The 16573-nt window shown below is 71.6% G+C and carries 15 protein-coding genes and 1 pseudogene; 6 read left to right on the plus strand and 10 right to left on the minus strand.

The features are described from left to right. Positions 1-71: 71 nt before the first annotated feature. Together ACZ518_RS14015 and ACZ518_RS14020 are read left to right on the plus strand one after the other, a co-directional pair. Positions 72-851 (plus strand): alpha/beta hydrolase, encoded by a 780-nt coding sequence (locus tag ACZ518_RS14015; protein WP_469113268.1) that lies wholly within the window; start codon positions 72-74, stop codon positions 849-851. Further along, positions 844-1425, plus strand: coding sequence for a hypothetical protein (locus ACZ518_RS14020; protein WP_469113269.1), 582 nt, complete (start codon positions 844-846; stop codon positions 1423-1425). The genes ACZ518_RS14015 and ACZ518_RS14020 overlap by 8 nt, the downstream gene beginning before the upstream one ends. A gap of 577 nt (positions 1426-2002) precedes the next feature. On the opposite strand, the gene ACZ518_RS14025 is transcribed toward ACZ518_RS14020, so the two are convergent. Then, positions 2003-2257 (minus strand): hypothetical protein, encoded by a 255-nt coding sequence (locus tag ACZ518_RS14025; protein WP_469113270.1) that lies wholly within the window; start codon positions 2255-2257, stop codon positions 2003-2005. Positions 2258-2520: 263 nt separating this feature from the next. Here ACZ518_RS14025 and ACZ518_RS14030 point away from each other — a divergent pair, with 263 nt between their 5' ends. From ACZ518_RS14030 to ACZ518_RS14040, 3 genes and pseudogenes are all read left to right on the plus strand, one after another. Beyond that, positions 2521-3381: a helix-turn-helix domain-containing protein gene (locus tag ACZ518_RS14030; RefSeq protein WP_469113271.1), complete on the plus strand. Its 861-nt coding sequence runs from the start codon at positions 2521-2523 to the stop codon at positions 3379-3381. 14 nt (positions 3382-3395) lie between these two features. Next, the gene (gene cyaB / locus ACZ518_RS14035) at positions 3396-3953 is read left to right on the plus strand and encodes a class IV adenylate cyclase (protein WP_469113272.1); all 558 of its coding nucleotides are present in this window, start codon (positions 3396-3398) and stop codon (positions 3951-3953) included. A gap of 13 nt (positions 3954-3966) precedes the next feature. Beyond that, positions 3967-4485: pseudogene (locus ACZ518_RS14040) on the plus strand (XRE family transcriptional regulator); the annotation flags it as partial. A gap of 123 nt (positions 4486-4608) precedes the next feature. Here the strand turns inward: ACZ518_RS14040 and ACZ518_RS14045 are convergent. From ACZ518_RS14045 to ACZ518_RS14075, 7 genes are all read right to left on the minus strand, one after another. Then, complete coding sequence (locus tag ACZ518_RS14045) at positions 4609-5280, minus strand: YdcF family protein (RefSeq protein ID WP_469113273.1); 672 nt, start codon at positions 5278-5280, stop codon at positions 4609-4611. Between the two features lie 721 nt (positions 5281-6001). After that, positions 6002-6763, minus strand: a complete 762-nt coding sequence (locus ACZ518_RS14050; protein WP_469113274.1) for an endonuclease/exonuclease/phosphatase family protein — start codon at positions 6761-6763, stop codon at positions 6002-6004. A gap of 78 nt (positions 6764-6841) precedes the next feature. Next, on the minus strand, positions 6842-7783 hold the full coding sequence (locus tag ACZ518_RS14055; RefSeq protein ID WP_467893321.1) for an ROK family glucokinase: 942 nt from the start codon (positions 7781-7783) through the stop codon (positions 6842-6844). Positions 7784-7844: 61 nt separating this feature from the next. Then, positions 7845-8306, minus strand: coding sequence for a DUF5304 domain-containing protein (locus ACZ518_RS14060; protein ID WP_469113275.1), 462 nt, complete (start codon positions 8304-8306; stop codon positions 7845-7847). Between the two features lie 67 nt (positions 8307-8373). Beyond that, the gene (locus ACZ518_RS14065; protein ID WP_469113276.1) at positions 8374-9534 is read right to left on the minus strand and encodes an ArsA family ATPase; all 1161 of its coding nucleotides are present in this window, start codon (positions 9532-9534) and stop codon (positions 8374-8376) included. 90 nt (positions 9535-9624) lie between these two features. Further along, a complete protein-coding gene (locus tag ACZ518_RS14070) occupies positions 9625-10068 on the minus strand; it encodes an SRPBCC family protein (protein ID WP_469113277.1) in 444 nt (147 codons plus the stop codon). Between the two features lie 108 nt (positions 10069-10176). Then, on the minus strand, positions 10177-10959 hold the full coding sequence (locus ACZ518_RS14075; RefSeq protein WP_469113278.1) for a metallophosphoesterase family protein: 783 nt from the start codon (positions 10957-10959) through the stop codon (positions 10177-10179). A 254-nt stretch (positions 10960-11213) separates the two neighbouring features. On the opposite strand from ACZ518_RS14075, the gene ACZ518_RS14080 reads away from it, so the two are divergent. Further along, entirely contained in the window at positions 11214-13010 is a 1797-nt protein-coding gene (locus tag ACZ518_RS14080) for an AMP-dependent synthetase/ligase (protein ID WP_469113279.1), read from the plus strand. Between the two features lie 14 nt (positions 13011-13024). Here ACZ518_RS14080 and ACZ518_RS14085 read toward each other — a convergent pair whose 3' ends face one another. Together ACZ518_RS14085 and ACZ518_RS14090 are read right to left on the minus strand one after the other, a co-directional pair. Then, entirely contained in the window at positions 13025-14632 is a 1608-nt protein-coding gene (locus ACZ518_RS14085; protein WP_469113280.1) for a GMC oxidoreductase, read from the minus strand. A 782-nt stretch (positions 14633-15414) separates the two neighbouring features. Further along, the gene (locus ACZ518_RS14090; protein WP_469113281.1) at positions 15415-16557 is read right to left on the minus strand and encodes a glycosyltransferase family 4 protein; all 1143 of its coding nucleotides are present in this window, start codon (positions 16555-16557) and stop codon (positions 15415-15417) included. Between the last annotated feature and the right edge of the window lie 16 nt (positions 16558-16573).

The raw sequence follows: 16573 nt of genomic DNA on the forward strand, positions 1-16573 counted from the left end.
GGTGTCATCCCGGTCGCGTACGGTGAAGTCACACAGCGCAACGCACCCCCCACCCTTCGAAGGAGACCCTGGTGCCCGTCCTCCCTGGAGCAGAGCCGTTCCGCCACGAGGGCGGAGAGGTGGGCGTGCTTCTCTGCCACGGCTTCACCGGTTCGCCTCAGTCGCTCCGCCCCTGGGCCGAGTACCTGGCCGAGCGCGGGCTGACCGTCTCGCTCCCGCTGCTGCCCGGGCACGGGACGCGCTGGCAGGACATGCAGCTCACCGGCTGGCAGGACTGGTACGCCGAGGTCGACCGGGCGCTGCGCGAGCTGCTGGAGCGGTGCGAGCAGGTCTTCGTCTTCGGGCTCTCCATGGGCGGCGCGCTGACGCTGCGGCTGGCGGCCCGGCACGGGGACGCGATCAGCGGCATCGTCCTCGTCAACCCGGCCAACAAGGTGCACGACCCGCTGGCCGTCGCCCTTCCGGTGGTCAAGCACTTCATCCGGTCGACGCCGGGGATCGCCAGCGACATCGCGAAGCCCGGCTCTGCGGAGGTCGGCTACGACCGGGTCCCGACGAAGGCCGCGCACTCGCTGCGGAAGTTCTTCCAGCTCGTGGACACCGAGCTGCCGCAGGTCACTCAGCCCGTGCTGCTGCTCCACAGCCCCCAGGACCACGTGGTCCCGCCGGTGGACTCGGCGCGGATCCTGTCCCGCGTGTCGTCGGCCGACGTCACCGAGACCCTGCTGGAACAGAGCTACCACGTGGCGACGTTGGACCATGACGCGGAGCGGATCTTCGCGGACAGCTACGCGTTCATCGGGCGGCTCGCGAAGAGTGTCGGCAGGGAGGGGGCGGCCAGCGGTGGCTGAGCACGAGGAGTCCTCCGGGGGCGTGCCCCCGCTGGACGAGGAAGCGGCGTGGGCCGCGATCGTCGCCGGGTACGGACAGGAACCGCCGGACCCGCCGGGGGCGAGGCCGTTCCGGCCGATCGAGAACCTGATGCTGCCGGAGGAGGACGTGAAGCCCGAGCCCAAGCCCGAGCCCAAGCCGGAGCCTCCGGCGGCCGAGCCGAAGCCGGAGCCGGAGCCGGAGCCCGGGCTGGGCAGCTCGATCACGTTCGCCCCGGGCGTGGGCGTACCGGTACCGACCCCCGCGCCGGGCCCCAGGGACCACACCCCGGCCGAGCCGGCGGACGAGGGCCACTTCGTGCCCCCGGAACCGGAGCTGCCGGAGGCGGACACGACGGCGAAGTTCGCGTGGCTCGCGGTGATCGGCGGGCCGGTGCTGCTGTTGCTGGCGGTGCTGTTCCAGTGGGACATGACGTGGTGGCTGACCACCCTGGGCATCGGCGGCTTCCTGGGCGGCTTCGCCACCCTGATCGCCCGCATGTCGGGCGGCGACGACGAGGACGACGACGACCCGGGGCGCGGCGCGGTGGTGTAGGCGGTCGGGGGTACGCGCCTTGCGGCGCGGGCCCGCTATCTCCCCCGCGAGGGGTGCGGGCGGGGCGGTGGCCGCCCACCCGCCCCCTTGTCTGCGGGCCGGGGGGCGGGGAGCGGTATCCCCTTGGGCGGTCTCGCAGCTGGTTCGGGGGTTTCCCGTCAGTCCCATCGTCCTTCCGTGTCGTGCCGGTCCCTCAAGGGCGCTCCCTTCGGTCGCGTCGCTACGCGATCGCCTTCGGCGACCCTTGACCGACCGACCCGCCCCGGAAAGCCGAAAGACTGCCGGGAACCCCCCAAAGGAACGGTCACGGGGCAGGAGAGCAGGGGCGGCCGTGTCAGCGATGAGGCGACGGGGCCGGGCCTCGGCCCGCCGGGCATCCGGGCCCGTGGATGCCGGATTCGGGGCCGGGGGCGCGACTAGGCGCACGAGAGGTTGATCAGCGCGACCTGCGGACCACCCAGGCGCGACAGATCGCTACGCGCTCCCCTGGTCTCGGCGGCCGGCGACCGCCTGTGGCTGATACCCGCACCAGAGGTTGATCAGGGCAGCGTGGGAAGCACATGGGCGAGACGGATCGCTACGCGCTTCTCTGATCTCGGCGGCCGGCGGCCGTCCGGGGCTGGTCGTGGGCGGGTTCGACGTTGGTGGCGGCGGTCGTGAATTCGCGGCCGGAGGCGTTGCGGATGTAGGCGAGCTCCATCCAGCGCTCGATACCGGTGTCGGAGACGTTCTCGCTGATCACCGCCATCAGCACGCCCTCGGTACCCGATGCGATGTCGCGGACGCGCTGGCGGAGGAGGCGGTGGGGCACGTACTCGTAGCACTCACTCATCGGACGCCGCCTTGAAGGTCGTGAGGAAGCGCTCCCAACCGGCTTGGGCGCGATCGAGGAGCTCCTGGCTGGCTCTGGCATCGAGCCCTCGCCAGGGCGGTGTTTCCGGTTTGTCGTCTGCATGGAAAGGCATGGGGCGGTTCCTCCGGCTGGCTGGCGTGCTGGTTCGATCGGGCACACCAAGAGGATCTGGTGACATTGGGTACACCGTCGATATCCGCACGGTAATCTCACGGTGGGATGGGGTCCCATCTCGTAGGCGGATGACGGAAGTCGTCGTGGCCACACGCCTGGTACCGGCTTCCCTGCCCGATTGGGCCTGGGAGCGGGCGGAGGTGCGTCAGGCTCTTCGCGCGCGTGACGTGGGTGCGATGTTCCGCTACGTGCAGCAGTACAGCGGTGTAAGTCAGGGGCGCATTGCTGCGGCGGTCGGCATGACGCAGGCACGTGTGAACGAGATCATCAACCGTCGCCGTGAGGTGTCGCGTCTCGACGTCTATGAGCGGATCGCTGACGGGCTGGGCATGCCGGATGACGCTCGCCATCTCCTGGGGCTGGCGGCGGGCCGTGAGCGGCGCTCCGGCGGCGCCGCGTTCGATCTCGCGGTGTTTCCAGAAGTCGTCCGCGTGTACTCCGCCCAGGTCTCCGCTAGGGAGGAGATCCAGCAGCAAGCAGGCGAGGCCGAAGAGATCGACATTCTTGCCGTCCGTGGTCTTGGTCTGGTCGGCCTGAAGGACTCAATGCTGCGAACTCACCTCGCGAGGAAGGCCAGTGATATTCGTGTCCGGGTGCTGTTGCTCGATCCGGAGTCGCCGGCCCTTGCCATACGAGCGGCCGAGATCGGCGAATCGCCGGAATCGCTCGCCAGCGGTGTACGACTGGCCGAGGCTCGACTGCGCGAGCTTGCGGGAATCTGCGATATCGAGGTGTACAGGTACGCCATGCTGCCTACATGGCGGTTGATCCGGGCTGACTCCGTCCTGTTCGTCGGAGCGTTCGATGCAGGGTGGGAAGGGCACGAGTCCGCCACGTACAAGGTGATGGAGACACCGCACGGTCCTCTGTTCCGAGGCTTTCGGCGCATGTTCGAGGTGATCGTCAGGGGCGCGGAACGCACGGTTTGAGGGAGGACGGACGAATGATCGAAGCGGAGCTGAAGGCCCGTGTGCCCGTGCCGCAGGAGACGTTGAGGCGGCTGGACGCCCGGGCTGAGGGCCGGGCTGAGGTGTATCGGGACACTTACTACGACACGGTGGACGGAGGCTTGGGGGCCAAGGACCAAGAGCTTCGAGTCCGCACGGTGCACGCTTCGGATTCGACCCGCACGGTCCTCACCTACAAGGGCGCCCGGGTCGATGAGGCGTCTGGATCCAAGCCGGAGCACGAGACTCGGGTTGAAGACGCCGAGGCCGTACACGCCATGCTCCGCGCCCTCGGCTATGCCCCGGCCATCGAGTTCGAGAAGAGGTGCAGGAACTACTCCTTCCAGGCGCGGGGCCGGCAGATGCTCGCCACCTTGGTGCGGGTCCCCGAGCTGGACGGCACTTTCCTGGAGTTGGAGACCCTCGTCGAGGAAGCCGACGTGCCTGCGGCACTCGATGATGTCCGTGCTGTTCTGGCTGAGCTGGGCATTGGCGCGGACGACTTCACTCGTGAGCTGTACACCGATGCCGTGAAGGCTCGTCGCCGGGGCTAGAACCCCTTCCGAGCCCAAGGCGCGAGTTCACGCAGACGGGAAGGGAGGACATGACATGGAGGCCGGAGCAACAACCGGCACTGCACCCGCCGTTGCAGGCGCGCAGACGGGTGAGGAGACGTTCTCGGGGGTTTGGCTGAGCCGCTACGAGTTCTTCTCTTCGAGCCGGGACGCCTCGTACGAGGGCAAGCACTACGTAGTGATCGTCCAGCACGGGAATCGGCTCACCGTTCAGAGCCTGCCAGGGGCGAGCAGCAACCCGGACAGCCCGCTCACCCTCGACCTCACCGTCGACCGCAACGTGGTCACGGGTACCTGGGTCGAGCAGACTGCCGCAGACGGCTACTACAACGGGGCCCGCTACCACGGAGCCATCCAACTCCTGGTCGAGCCGACCGGACGGCGCATGGCCGGCAAATGGGTCGGTTTCGGCAAGGACTTCGACGTGAACACCGGCCCTTGGGAACTGCGGCTGGTGGACCGATCCACGACCAAGGCGACGCTGGAGAGGCACAGCCGGCCCCCGGAGTGAGCCGACCTTCCCACAGTGCTGATACCCGCACCAGAGGGCGATCAAAGCGCCGTGGGAAGCGCGTCAGATCGCTACGCGCTTCTCTCATCTCGGCGGCCGTCTGTCGTCTGCGGCCGATGCCTCTCAGGGGCTGAGGAGACAGCTGGTGAAGCCGTCGCGGACGAGAGACTGATATGCGGCATGCACGTCCTGCGGTACGTGCTGGGCGATGGCGAAGCCCTGCCTCGGGTACTCGATCACGCGTTGCAGGTCGCCAACAATCATGCTGATCACGGATTCCTCGTCGTCCACGCCCTTGAGGTAAGCGTCGAAGGACAACGGGTCGGAAGCGCAAACCACTTCGATGTCAGGCCACTGCTCGCGGCAGGTGGCGAAGGCCCGTCGCTCCATGTACGGCATGCTGATCAGCAGCACGGAGCCGGGCCGGACGCCGGCGGCGGTCAGCACCTCGCGCGCGAACGCGATGTTCTGCCCGGTGTTGGCGGCCTTCGGCTCCAGCAGCATCGCGTGGGCGGGTACGCCGAGCGCGAGGGCATGTTCGTGGAAGTGCACTGCTTCGCCACGCGGGAACACGTTGATGGTGGCCGCGCTGTTGCCGCCGGTGAGCACCAGGGTGGGGAAGAGCCCGGCTTTGTACAGGTCGGCGGCGTAGGTGCTGACGCCGAGGTCGTTGCAACCCAAGGCGATGGCCACATCGCACGGGCGGAGTTCGTGACGCATGTGGTGGTAATCCCAGATCAGCTGGGCTGCCTGCCGCTGCTCCTCCGTGACTTCCTGCGGTCGTCCGTCTGCCACTACCTGCTCCCTGGTCGGTGGTGTAGGGGCTTGAAGGCTCCCTCGCACGTCCGTCTGATGGCCTCGATGCTACGTAGTTGACGTCCGAGGTCGGACTGTGCGGCGATCTGAGCGGCTTCGTCGAGAAGGCGGATCCCCTCGTCACGGGTGGCGGGAGCAGTGCGAAAGATGTGGGCTTGAGCGGTGGTGGCGCTCTGGTCGCCCTCTGGTGCGGGTATCAGCCACAGGCGGTCGCCGGACGCCGAAACGACAGGAGCGCGTAGCGATCTGGTGCGTCTGGGTGCTCCGCAGGTCACTCTGGTCGCCCTCTCGTGCGGGTAGCCGAGCCCCCGGCCCCGGACCAGGCCTCCAAGGGCCCGGATGCCCAGTCGGCCAACGCCCGGCCCCTCGTCTCGTCCCTGACGGGCCCGCTCCCCCTCTCCTGCCCCGTGACCGTTCTTTTGGGGGCTTCCCGGCAGTCCTTGTCTTTCCGGGGCGGGACGGGCTGTCAAGGGTCGCCGAAGGCGATCACGAAGTGACGCGACCGAAGGGAGCGCCCTTGACAGGCCGGCACGACACGGAAGGACGATGGGACTGACGGGAAACCCCCAAACCAGCTGCGAGACCGCCCCAGGGGCTACCGCTCACCCACCCCACCGGCCCGCAGACAAGGGGGCGGGTGGGCAGCCACCGACCCGCCCCACGGGGTCGAGGGGGAGATAGCGGGCCCGCGCCGTAGTAGTCAGCCCCCCGCCGGCAGGCGGAGCGTCGCCAGGACCGGGAGGTGGTCCGTTGCTGCGCGGAGGTCGGGGGTGGTGACCCCCGGGAGGCGCGCCGGGACGCCGCAGGCCAGGACCTCCACGCCCCGCGAGGCGAACACCGCGTCGATCCGCCGGTCCGGTGCCGCCGAGGGGAAGGTGTCGCCGTCGCCCCACGGGGACACCGTCCAGCAGTCCTGGAGCGTCCCCGACAGCCGGCCGAAGGCGGGACCCCCCGCCGCCTCGTTGACGTCGGCGGCCGCGATCACGTGCGGTGCGCCCAGCGCGGCGGCCCGGTCCAGGAGCAGGTCCGCCTGGGCCCGCCGTTCCCGCGCGTCCAGCGAGAGGTGGGCGCTGACCACCCCGACCCGGGCGGCCCCGAAGCGGACGACGGCGGTCGCGAAGCCCCTGCGGTGCAGGCCGGGGGTGCGCGGGAGCAGAACGTCCTCGGTGCGCTCCACGAAGGCCCGTAGCGAGCACAGCAGCAGCGGCCCGGCCGCCGTCGCTCCGCCGCTGAGCACCACGAGGTCGGTCTTCGCGGCCAGCCTCGCCGCGTGCTTGCGCCAGCGGAAGAACCGGGGCGCTTCCTGTACGAGGACCAGGTCCGGGGCGCAGGCGCGGATGACCCGGGCCAGGGCCTCCTCGTCGTCGCGCAGCGAGCGGATGTTGTAGCTGAGCGCCCGGATCACGGCTGAACCGTCGGGCTCGGTCACGGACTTCGGCAGGGTGTGCAGCGTGTGCGGCATGCCCCGAACATACGCAGCCGCCCGCCGCTCCCACAGGGGGCGCGGCGGGCAGTGACTGCCGAACGGGAGGGCGGGGTGTCAGCCCTGGCGGGCCAGGTCCGCGGCGCCGACGAGCCCGGCCTTGCCGCCGAGCTGTGCGGCGAGCACCTGTGCGTGCGGGCGCCAGGCGCCGCCGACGAGCCAGCGCTTGAAGGACTTGCGGATCGGGTCGAGGACGAGGTCGCCCTCGTCGGAGACGCCGCCGCCGACGATGAACGCCGACGGGTCGAAGAGGGAGGCGAGGTCGGCCAGGCCGGCGCCGGCCCAGCGGGCGAGCTCGCGGAAGGCGTCGATGGCGACGAGGTCGCCGGCCCGGGCGGCCTCGCTGATGTGCTTGCCCTCGATGCCGTCGGCGGTGCCGTCGCCGAGGCCGAGCAGGATCGCCGCGTTCTCGGGGGTGGCGTTGGCGCGCTGCTTCGCGTACCGGACGAGGGCGCGGCCGGAGGCGTACTGCTCCCAGCAGCCCTGGCTGCCGCAGCCGCAGAGCAGGCCGTCGGGGACGACCCGGATGTGGCCGAATTCGGCGGCGACGCCGAAGCGGCCGCGGCGCAGCTTGTTGCCGATGATGATGCCGCCGCCGAGGCCGGTGCCGAGGGTGATGCAGATGACGTCCTCGTGGCCCTGGCCCGCGCCGAAGCGGTATTCGCCCCAGGCGGCGCAGTTCGCGTCGTTCTCGACGACGACGGGCAGGCCGATGCGCTGTTCGACCTTGTCCTTGAGCGGTTCGTGCCGCCAGTTGATGTTGGGTGCGAAGAGCACCGTGGCGCGCTTGTCGTCGACGTATCCGGCGGCGCCGATGCCGACGGCGTCGATGGTGTGGTTGCTGCTGACCTCGGAGACGGCGGCGCAGATCGCCTCCGTCACGCCGTCCGCGGTCGGCGGGGTGGGCACCTTGTACGTCTCAAGGATGGTGCCCTCTTCGTCGACCACGCCGGCCGCGATCTTCGTGCCGCCGATGTCGACGCCGATGGTGAGTCCCATTAGTCCCTCGGTTTCCGGTCAAACCCCGCCACGGCCAACCGTACACGGGGCCGGCGGAGGTTCAGTCGAGATCGATCCGCTCGGCCGGGCCCGTATCGGGGCCCTCGTCGCCCTTGTCGGAGGGCTTGCGGGGGGCGGGCGGTTCGTCGTGGGTCCAGCGGCGCTCATGGCCTTCGACGGCGGAGCGGTAGGCGGCGAGGAGTTCGGATCCGGCGGCCGCGAGGTGGCCGAAGACCTCCGGGTTGCGTTCGATGACGGGCTTGGCGGCGGTCTTGGCCTGGTTGACGAACTGGCGTACGGCGTCCTGTGCGGCGGCGCCGACGGCCGGGTTGTTCAGGGAGGAGACCTTGTCGGCGACGGCCTCGAAGAGTTTGAACAGTTCCTCGGCGGCGGTTCCGGTTCCGGTGCCCGTGCCCGTGCCGGACCGTGCCGACCTGCGGCGTTCCTTCTCGGCGGCGAGGTCCTCGGCGCATGCCCGCGCCCAGGCGTCGTCGGCGGCGGGGTGGTCGGTGGCCTCGCTCATGGCGGACTCTCCTGGCGGCAGCTGCGGTGGGTCTTACTTCGACGGTACCCGAACGGCGGTACGGGTCTCAGCGCTCCCTCGGCCACAGCCGCGGGTCGGGGGCGAAGCGGACGCGGAGGGCGCCGTCGGCGAGGGCGGCGCCGGAGACGGTGCAGCGGCGCAGGGCGGAGGGCAGCGGAACGATCCTGCGGTGGGGTCCCGCCGCGACGAGCAGCTCGTCCCCGCGCCGGACCAGATCGAGCTCGCTCTTGCGGGCGCGGGGCAGCGGGATCGCCCAGACGAGCACCCCGTCGTCCGCGAGCCGGTCCTCGACGGTCCAGCCGGGGTCGGGGCCGGGCGCGGGGGCTGGGGCGGGGGCGACCCCCCGGGCGGCGCCGAGCGCCTCCAGGTCGTCGGTGCCCCGGGGGTCCCGGCCGAGGTGGGCCAGCTCGTGGACGGGAAGGCCGGCGCCGGCCCATTCGTCGAGGAAGGCCCGCTGCTGCGCGGCGAGTCCCGCGGCCCAGGGGTGGGCCGCGGCGGCGTCCGGCGGCAGGAGCCGGTTGGCCACGAGGGACTCGGTCCGCAGCTCGTGCAGGGCGAGCCCGAGCAGTCCGGTGCGCAGGGCGGTGCCGGCGGCGGGGCCGGGCTCGGCGACGAGGCGGATCCGGGTGGTGGGTGCCTCCACGACGGCTTGGACGGCGGCCAGCTCCTCGTCCCAGCGTGCGGCGGTCTCGTACAGCCACTGCGCCGGCATGGGCACTCCGGCCAGCTGGGCGAGTACGGGGCGCAGGGCGCGGGCGGCCTGCCGCTCGGCGGGGAGCAGCCGGGCGAGGTAGCGGCGCAGCTGGGCGGGGAGCGCGAGGGTGGCGACGGCCTGGTGCAGCGGGGGCATGTCCACGACGACGAGGTCGGTGGCGGGTTCGGCGGCGGCCCGGCGCAGGGCGCGGAGCAGGGCGAACTGTTCGGCGCCGGGGAGCTCGGTGAGTTCCTCGGCGCCGAGGGGGCGGCCGCCGAGCATGCCGATGAGGGAGGCGCCGCGTTCCTGGAGGGCGGCGAGCTCGGTGCGGAACTCCTGGCCGGAGTCGACGGGGGTGACGCGCAGCCCCGGGATCCCGTCGGGGAGGGGGGCGGCGCCGGCGTCGCACAGCAGCAGCACCCGCTGTCCGTCGCGCGCGGCGGCGAGTGCGGTGGCGGCTGCGACGGTGCTGCGGCCTGCGCCTCCGGGGCCGGTGACGAGGAGGGTCTGCATGGTGGTGCCGTGCCTTTGCTCTTCTGGTCCGTGCTGCGCGGGTCCCCTTCCGGGCGCCGCGCGCGCGGTGTCCCGGAAGGGCCCGGTGCGTCAGGAGCGGGGGGTCTCGACGCGCTTCTTCAGGCCGGCCAGGGCGCGGTCGATGATGACCTTCTCCGCCTTGCGCTTGATCATGCCGAGCATGGGGATCTTGACGTCCACGGTCAGCTGGTAGGTGACCTCGGTGCGTCCGCCGTCCAGGGGGGCCAGCCGGTAGGAGCCGTCCAGCTGCCGCAGCATCTGGGACTTGTCGAGCGTCCAGCTGACCTCGTCGGCGCCCTTCCAGGTGTACGCGAGGGTGTGGTCGTCCTTGATCGCGCCGGCGTCCAGCAGGAGGCGGACCTTCTCGGCGCGGCCTTCGGCGTCGGTGGCGAGCACCTCGGCCTCCTTCACCTCGCCGGTCCACTCCGGGTAGCGGGCGAAGTCGGCGATCACGGCCATCACGTCGGCCGGGGAGGCATCGATCGTGATGCTTGAGCTGGTGTGTTCCGCCATCGCGGTGGCTCCTCCGGGGAGTGAGTCGAGGAAGTGTGCGGCCTGCGGCCGCCGCGTGCAGGCTACCGTGCGTGTGGAGGTCACCACTCCAGGGAGGTCACCCGGAGGTCACCACTCCAGCGCCCAGGGCCTTCCGGTGGCGGCGAAGTGGCCGACGTTCACGCACTCGGTGGCGCCGATCCGGGCCCGCCGCGCCAGCGGCTGGTGGACGTGGCCGAAGAGGGCGTACCGGGGCCGGGTCCGGCGGATCGCGGCGAGCAGGGCTTCGCTGCCCCGCTCGAAGCGGCGTGCGACGGTGTCGTAGCAGAGCTCGGGGACCTCCGGCGGGATGTGCGAGCAGAGCACGTCGACCTCGCCGAGGGCCTCGACCTTGGCGGCGTACTCCTCCGGGTCGACCTCGTAGGGCGTGCGCATGGGCGAGGGCAGTCCGCCGCCGACGAAGCCGAAGACGCGGCCGCCGATCTCCACGCGCTGGCCGTCGAGGACGGTGGTGCCGGGTCCGGCGTACTCGCTCCACAGGCCGGGGACGTCGACGTTGCCGTACGTCGCGTACGTCGGGCTGGGGAAGGCGGCGAACATCTGCGCGTACTGCCGGCGCACCGCTTCCTCGATCATGCGTTCCCGGTCGAGTCCGTCCCACAGCCGGCGGCCGAATTCGCGCGCTTCCGCGAAGCGGCGGGCGGTGCGCAGTTCGACGATGCGGTGGGCGTTCTCGACGCCGAACAGGTCGGGGAAGATGCCGCGGGAGTGGTCGGCGTAGTCGAGGAAGAGCACCAGGTCGCCGAGGCAGAGGAGCGCGTCGGCGCCGTCTCCGGCGCGTGCGAGCGCTTCGGTGTTGCCGTGTACGTCGCTGACGACGTGGACCCGCGTACGACTCTTCCTGCCACCCATGCCGCTCACCCTAGGGGGGCCGGCCCGGGCCGGGTAGAGGGAGGGTCGCAGGCGGCCGGACCTGCGGTTACTTCCGAGTCGCGCACACGGTCGACTACTGTCGGCAGCGTATTGGCGGTTCTTGCGGCGCATCGTGATGTACAGAATGTGACGCACGGAACATCTGGCCGGTTCCCTCTATCGGGAACCCACTACCGGTGGGTAACGTCCGGTCGGTCCACACGGTGGCGATGGCGCCCAGAGGAGCAGCAGTCTTGCGCGAGTTCAGCCTTCCGGCCCTGTACGAGGTCCCGTCGGACGGGAACCTGACGGATCTCATCCGCCGCAACGCCGCCCAGCACCCAGACACCGCCGTCATCAGCCGCAAGGTCGACGGCCGGTGGCAGGACGTGACCGCGACGGAGTTCCTCGCCGAGGTGCGGGCCGCCGCCAAGGGCCTGATCGCCTCCGGCATCGAGCCCGGCGACCGGGTCGCCCTGATCTCCCGCACCCGCTACGAGTGGGTGCTGTTCGACTTCGCGATCTGGACCGCGGGCGGCGTCACCGTCCCCGTGTACGAGACCAGCTCCCCCGAGCAGATCCAGTGGATCCTCGGCGACTCCGGGGCCGTCGCGGCCATCGTGGAGAGCCCCGGGCACAGCGCGAGCGTGGCCTCCCTGCGCGACCGGCTCCCGGAGCTGCGCGAGGTCTGGGAGATCGAGAAGGACGCCCAGGGCGTGCTCGTGGCCGCCGGCGCCGAGGTCAGCGACGCCGAGGTGGACGCGCGCAGCGCCCTCGCGGTCGCCGACGACCCGGCCACGATCGTCTACACCTCGGGCACCACCGGCCGCCCCAAGGGCTGCGTGCTGACCCACCGCAACTTCTTCGCCGAGTGCGGCAACGTGGTGGAGCGGCTGAAGCCGCTCTTCCGCACCGGCGAGTGCTCCGTGCTGCTCTTCCTCCCGGCCGCGCACGTCTTCGGCCGCCTGGTGGAGGTGGCGGCGGTGCTGGCGCCGATCCGGCTGGGCTGCGTACCGGACATCAAGAACCTCACCGACGAGCTGCAGTCCTTCCGCCCCACGCTGATCCTCGGCGTGCCGCGCGTCTTCGAGAAGGTCTACAACTCGGCGCGGGCCAAGGCCCAGGCCGACGGCAAGGGCAAGATCTTCGACGCGGCCGCCGACACGGCGATCGCGTACAGCCGGGCGCTGGACACCCCCTCGGGCCCGTCCTTCGGCCTGAAGCTGAAGCACAAGCTGTTCTCCAAGCTCGTCTACTCCAAGCTGCACGCCGTCCTCGGCGGGCGCGGCGAGTACGCGATCTCCGGCGGCGCCCCGCTCGGCGAGCGGCTGGGCCACTTCTTCCGCGGCATCGGCTTCACGGTCCTGGAGGGCTACGGCCTGACGGAGACCTGCGCGGCCACCGCCTTCCTCCCGTGGGACAAGCAGAAGATCGGTACGGTCGGCCAGCCGCTGCCCGGTTCCGTGCTGCGCATCGCCGACGACGGTGAGGTGCTGGTGCACGGCGAGCACGTCTTCAAGGAGTACTGGAAGAACGAGGCGGCCACCGCCGAGGCGATGACGGACGGCTGGTTCCACACCGGCGACGTCGGCACCCTCGACGAGGACGGCTACCTCAAGATCACCGGCCGTAAGAAGGAACTCATCGTCACGGCCGGCGGCAAGAACGTCGCCCCCGCGGTGATCGAGGACCGGATCCGGGCGCACGCGCTGGTCGCGGAGTGCATGGTGGTCGGCGACGGGCGGCCGTTCGTGGCCGCGCTGGTCACCATCGACGAGGAGTTCCTCGGCCGGTGGGCCGCGGAGAACGGCAAGCCGGCCGGGGTGACGGCGGCGGAGCTGCGCGAGGACGCGGAGCTGATCGCCGCCGTCCAGAAGGCCGTCGACGACGGCAACGCGGCGGTGTCCAAGGCGGAATCGGTGCGGAAGTTCCGCATCCTGGGCTCCCAGTTCACGGAGGAGTCCGGCCACATCACGCCGTCGCTGAAGCTGAAGCGCAACGTGGTGGCGAAGGACTTCGCGGACGAGATCGACGCTCTGTACCGCGGTTAGACACGGCCTGGGTCTCAGGGCTGGGCGAGGATCCGCTCCATGTTCCGCTCGGCGAGGGCCGTGATCGTCACGAACGGGTTCACGCCGAGCGAGCCGGGTACGAGTGACCCGTCGAGCACGTACAGCCCCTGGTAGCCCTTGACCCGCCCGTAGGCGTCGGTGGCCTCGCCGAGGACGCAGCCGCCGAGCGGGTGGTAGGTGAAGTCGTCGGCGAAGGCCTTGTTGTCGCCGAACAGGTCGTAGCGGTAGATGGTGACGTTGCGGCGGTTGATCCGGTCGAAGAGGTTCTTGGCCGCCGCGACCGCCGGGGCGCTCTGGTCCCGCCTCCAGTTCAGCCGCGCCGAGTCGCTCGCGGCGTCGTAGGTGAAGCGGGCCCGCTCCGGGTTCCTGGTGATGGCCAGGTACATCGAGATCCAGTGCTCGATGCCCATGGGGAGCGGGGCGATCTCCGCGAAGACCGGGTTGGCCGCGTTGTCCCAGTCGTCGATGCCGAGGGCGGGCATGGTGGCCTGGTTGCAGCCGACCGTGTCCCACAGGTGGTTGGCGCGGGCGGTCATGACGTTGCCGTTGGGGCCCCAGCCGAGTCCGACCTTCTCGCTGAGCGCGGGCAGTGCTCCGGTCTCGCGGGCGCGCAGCAGGATCTCGGTGGTGCCGAGGCTGCCGGCGCCCAGGAAGAGCTGCCGGCAGCCCAGTTCGCGGACCTGGGTGACGCGGCCGGTGAGGTCGCTGGTGTGCACGGTCAGGACGTAGCCTCCGGCCGGGTCCTGGCGTACGGCGACCACGCGCTGCATGGTCTCGATGGTGACGTTGCCGGTGCCGAGGGCGGCGGCGAGGTAGGTCTTGTCGACGCTCTTCTTGCCGTGGTTGTTGCCGTAGATCACCTCGCCGGCGAGGGCGGAGCGGGTGGCGGTGCCGGCGGCCTCGCGCTTCATGTACTCGAAGTCGTAGACGTTGGGCACGAAGGTGGTCTTCAGCCCGGTGTTCTGGGCGTGTTTTCGGGAGATCCGGGCGAAGCGGTACCACTCCGTGGACTCGAACCAGGCGGGGTCGATCTCGTTGACGCCGAGCATGGCGCGGGCGCGGGGGTAGTAGGTGCCGTACATCTCCCCGGCGTCCACGCCGGGGAACACCTCGGTGAAGTAGGAGCGTCTGGGGGTCGGGGCCATGCCGCCGTTGACGAGGGAGCCGCCGCCCACGCCGCGGCCCACGTAGACGGACATGTCCCCGTGGTTCACGCGGTCCAGGACCCCGGGGTAGGGGCTGATGTCGCGGTTGACCACGTCGAGCCAGAGGAACTGGGCGAGCGGAGCCTCGGTGCGGTTGCGGAACCACATGGAGCGCTGGTCGGGCGCGGACGTGGAGGGGAAGACCTTGCCGTCGGGCCCGGGGGTGTCCCACAGCCGCCCCATCTCCAGGACGACGGTCCGGACGCCGGCCTGCCCGAGGCGCAGCGCGGCGACGGCGGATCCGTAGCCGGAGCCGACGACGACGGCGGGCGCGTACGGGGCGGCGGGGGGTTCCGCCGCGGCGGCGGCGCCGAGTCCGATGCGGGTGATGCCGAGGGCTGCGGCGGCGCGGAGGGCGTTGCGGCCGAGTTGACGGCGCGTCAGGTTGTGTGTCATGGCCGCATCATGAGCGGATTCCGCCCAACCGGCCATAACTCGCACTGCCATGTATGTGAGTAACAGTCAGACATGTGTGGACCGTAGCCACGCGGGGGGCCTGGCCGGCCGTTTTGGCGGAGTCCGCCCGCGGATGAGCGTGGGTGACCGTGGTTGACCGGCGATGCCGCCTCTTGTCGGTACTCCGCTCGCCCGGTGGCCTCGGCCGAGGCCCGTGGGTCGGGTGCGGGTGGTTGGTCGCTGCGCGGGGCGAGGTCCCCTACCCGCCCTTCGCCCGTTCCCCGGGCTCCGCCCGGACCCCTTCTGGGGGCTCCGCCCCCAGACCCTCCCCCAGCTACCGCTGGGAGGTGCCCCCAGCGCCTCAAACGCCGGCGGGGCTGAAAGGTCCCGGGCTGCGCCCCGGACCCCGCGCCTCAATCGCCGGCGGGGCTGGGATTTGCCGGTCCGGGTCGGCAACCTCCGCCCCGCCGGCGTTTGAGGCGCGGGCGCGGTAGCGCCGTGCAGTGAGCCGCACCGGCGCGGAGCGCCAGGTCCCCCCAGCCGCGCCCGGCGACTGAGGCCTGGGGGTCCCCCCGGACGGAGTCTGGGGGAGGGTGAAGGGCGGGGAGGGGCAAGCCCCGCGCAGCGGCACCCCACCCGCACCCGCCCCACCGCCCCCAGCCACCCGAACCGATCCCGCCCCGGGTCCGCCGGACGGAGTCCGGCGCAGCGGCGCGAAGCCGGGGAGGCCCGCCAGGGCCGAGCCGCGCGAGCGGCGCGTCAAGGAGAGGACCGCGGGAAAATCACAGCAACGCGCGGAGCCCCTCGGCCAGGTGGTCCCAGCGCCACTGGCGTTCCACCCACGCGCGGCCCGCCTCGCCCATGCGGGCGCGGAGCTCCGGGTCGCGGAGCAGGGTGATGACGCGGTCCGCCGCGTCGTCGGGGGCGCCGCCCCGGACCACCCAGCCGGTCTCTCCGTCCAGCACCGCGTCCGGCGCCCCGCCCGAGTCGCCCGCGACCACCGGCAGGCCCGTCGCCGAGGCCTCCAGGTAGACGATGCCGAGCCCCTCCACGTCCAGCCCGCCCCGCCGGGTCCGGCACGGCATCGCGAAGACGTCCCCCGCCCCGTAGTGCGCCGGCAGCTCCGACCACGGGACGGCGCCCGTGAAGACCACCGAGTCCGCGACCCCCTTCGCGGCGGCCAGCGCCCGCAGGTCCGCCTCGTACGGCCCGCCGCCGACGATCAGCAGCGCCGCGTCCGGCACCGCCGCCAGGATCCTCGGCATCGCCTCGATCAGGGTGTCCTGCCCCTTGCGCGGGACGAGACGGGAGACGCACACCACCACCGGGCGGTCGGACAGGCCCAGCCGGGCCCGGACCTCCGCTCCGCCCGAGCCGGGGTGGAAGGTCTTCTCGTCGACCCCCGGCGGGAGTTGGACCATCCGCGCCGCCGCCCGCTCCGTCACCGCCGAGGCGATCCGCGAGCGCGTGTACTCCCCGAGGTAGGTCAGGGTGTCCGTGCCCTCGCCGATCCGCCGCAGCAGCTGCCGCGCGGCCGGCAGCTGCGCCCAGCCGGCCTCGTGCCCGTGGGTGGTGGCGACGATCCGCCGCGCACCCGCCCTCCGCAGCGCCGGGCCCATCAGCCCCAGCGGGGCCGCGGCTCCGAACCACACCGACTCGCAGCCGTGTTCGCGCAGCAGGGACACCGCCCGGCGGGTCACCCGGGGCGTCGGCAGCAGCATGGTCGTACGGTCGCGCACGACCCGGAACGGCTGTTCCGCGTCGAAGGCGGCGGTGGCCTCGCGGCCCTCCGCACCGTGCTTCCAGGTGGACGCGTAGACGACGACCCGCTCGGGGTCCAGCCGCAGCGCCATGTTGTGCAGGAAGGCCTGGATGCCGCCCGGGCGCGGCGGGAAGTCGTTCGTCACGATCAGCGTCTTGTGCATCCCCGCCAACGTACCG

The organism is Streptomyces sp. NPDC033966 (assembly GCF_055575955.1).

Bases quoted from the DNA above. Each gene is read 5' to 3' on its own strand.
- ACZ518_RS14075 (WP_469113278.1), bottom strand. From the start codon at position 10,959: ATGGGTGGCAGGAAGAGTCGTACGCGGGTCCACGTCGTCAGCGACGTA.
- ACZ518_RS14055 (WP_467893321.1), bottom strand. From the start codon at position 7,783: ATGGGACTCACCATCGGCGTCGACATCGGCGGCACGAAGATCGCGGCC.
- ACZ518_RS14085 (WP_469113280.1), bottom strand. From the start codon at position 14,632: ATGACACACAACCTGACGCGCCGTCAACTCGGCCGCAACGCCCTCCGC.
- ACZ518_RS14070 (WP_469113277.1), bottom strand. From the start codon at position 10,068: ATGGCGGAACACACCAGCTCAAGCATCACGATCGATGCCTCCCCGGCC.
- ACZ518_RS14060 (WP_469113275.1), bottom strand. From the start codon at position 8,306: ATGAGCGAGGCCACCGACCACCCCGCCGCCGACGACGCCTGGGCGCGG.
- ACZ518_RS14050 (WP_469113274.1), bottom strand. From the start codon at position 6,763: ATGCCGCACACGCTGCACACCCTGCCGAAGTCCGTGACCGAGCCCGAC.
- ACZ518_RS14090 (WP_469113281.1), bottom strand. From the start codon at position 16,557: ATGCACAAGACGCTGATCGTGACGAACGACTTCCCGCCGCGCCCGGGC.
- cyaB (WP_469113272.1), top strand. From the start codon at position 3,396: ATGATCGAAGCGGAGCTGAAGGCCCGTGTGCCCGTGCCGCAGGAGACG.
- ACZ518_RS14065 (WP_469113276.1), bottom strand. From the start codon at position 9,534: ATGCAGACCCTCCTCGTCACCGGCCCCGGAGGCGCAGGCCGCAGCACC.
- ACZ518_RS14030 (WP_469113271.1), top strand. From the start codon at position 2,521: ATGACGGAAGTCGTCGTGGCCACACGCCTGGTACCGGCTTCCCTGCCC.
- ACZ518_RS14025 (WP_469113270.1), bottom strand. From the start codon at position 2,257: ATGAGTGAGTGCTACGAGTACGTGCCCCACCGCCTCCTCCGCCAGCGC.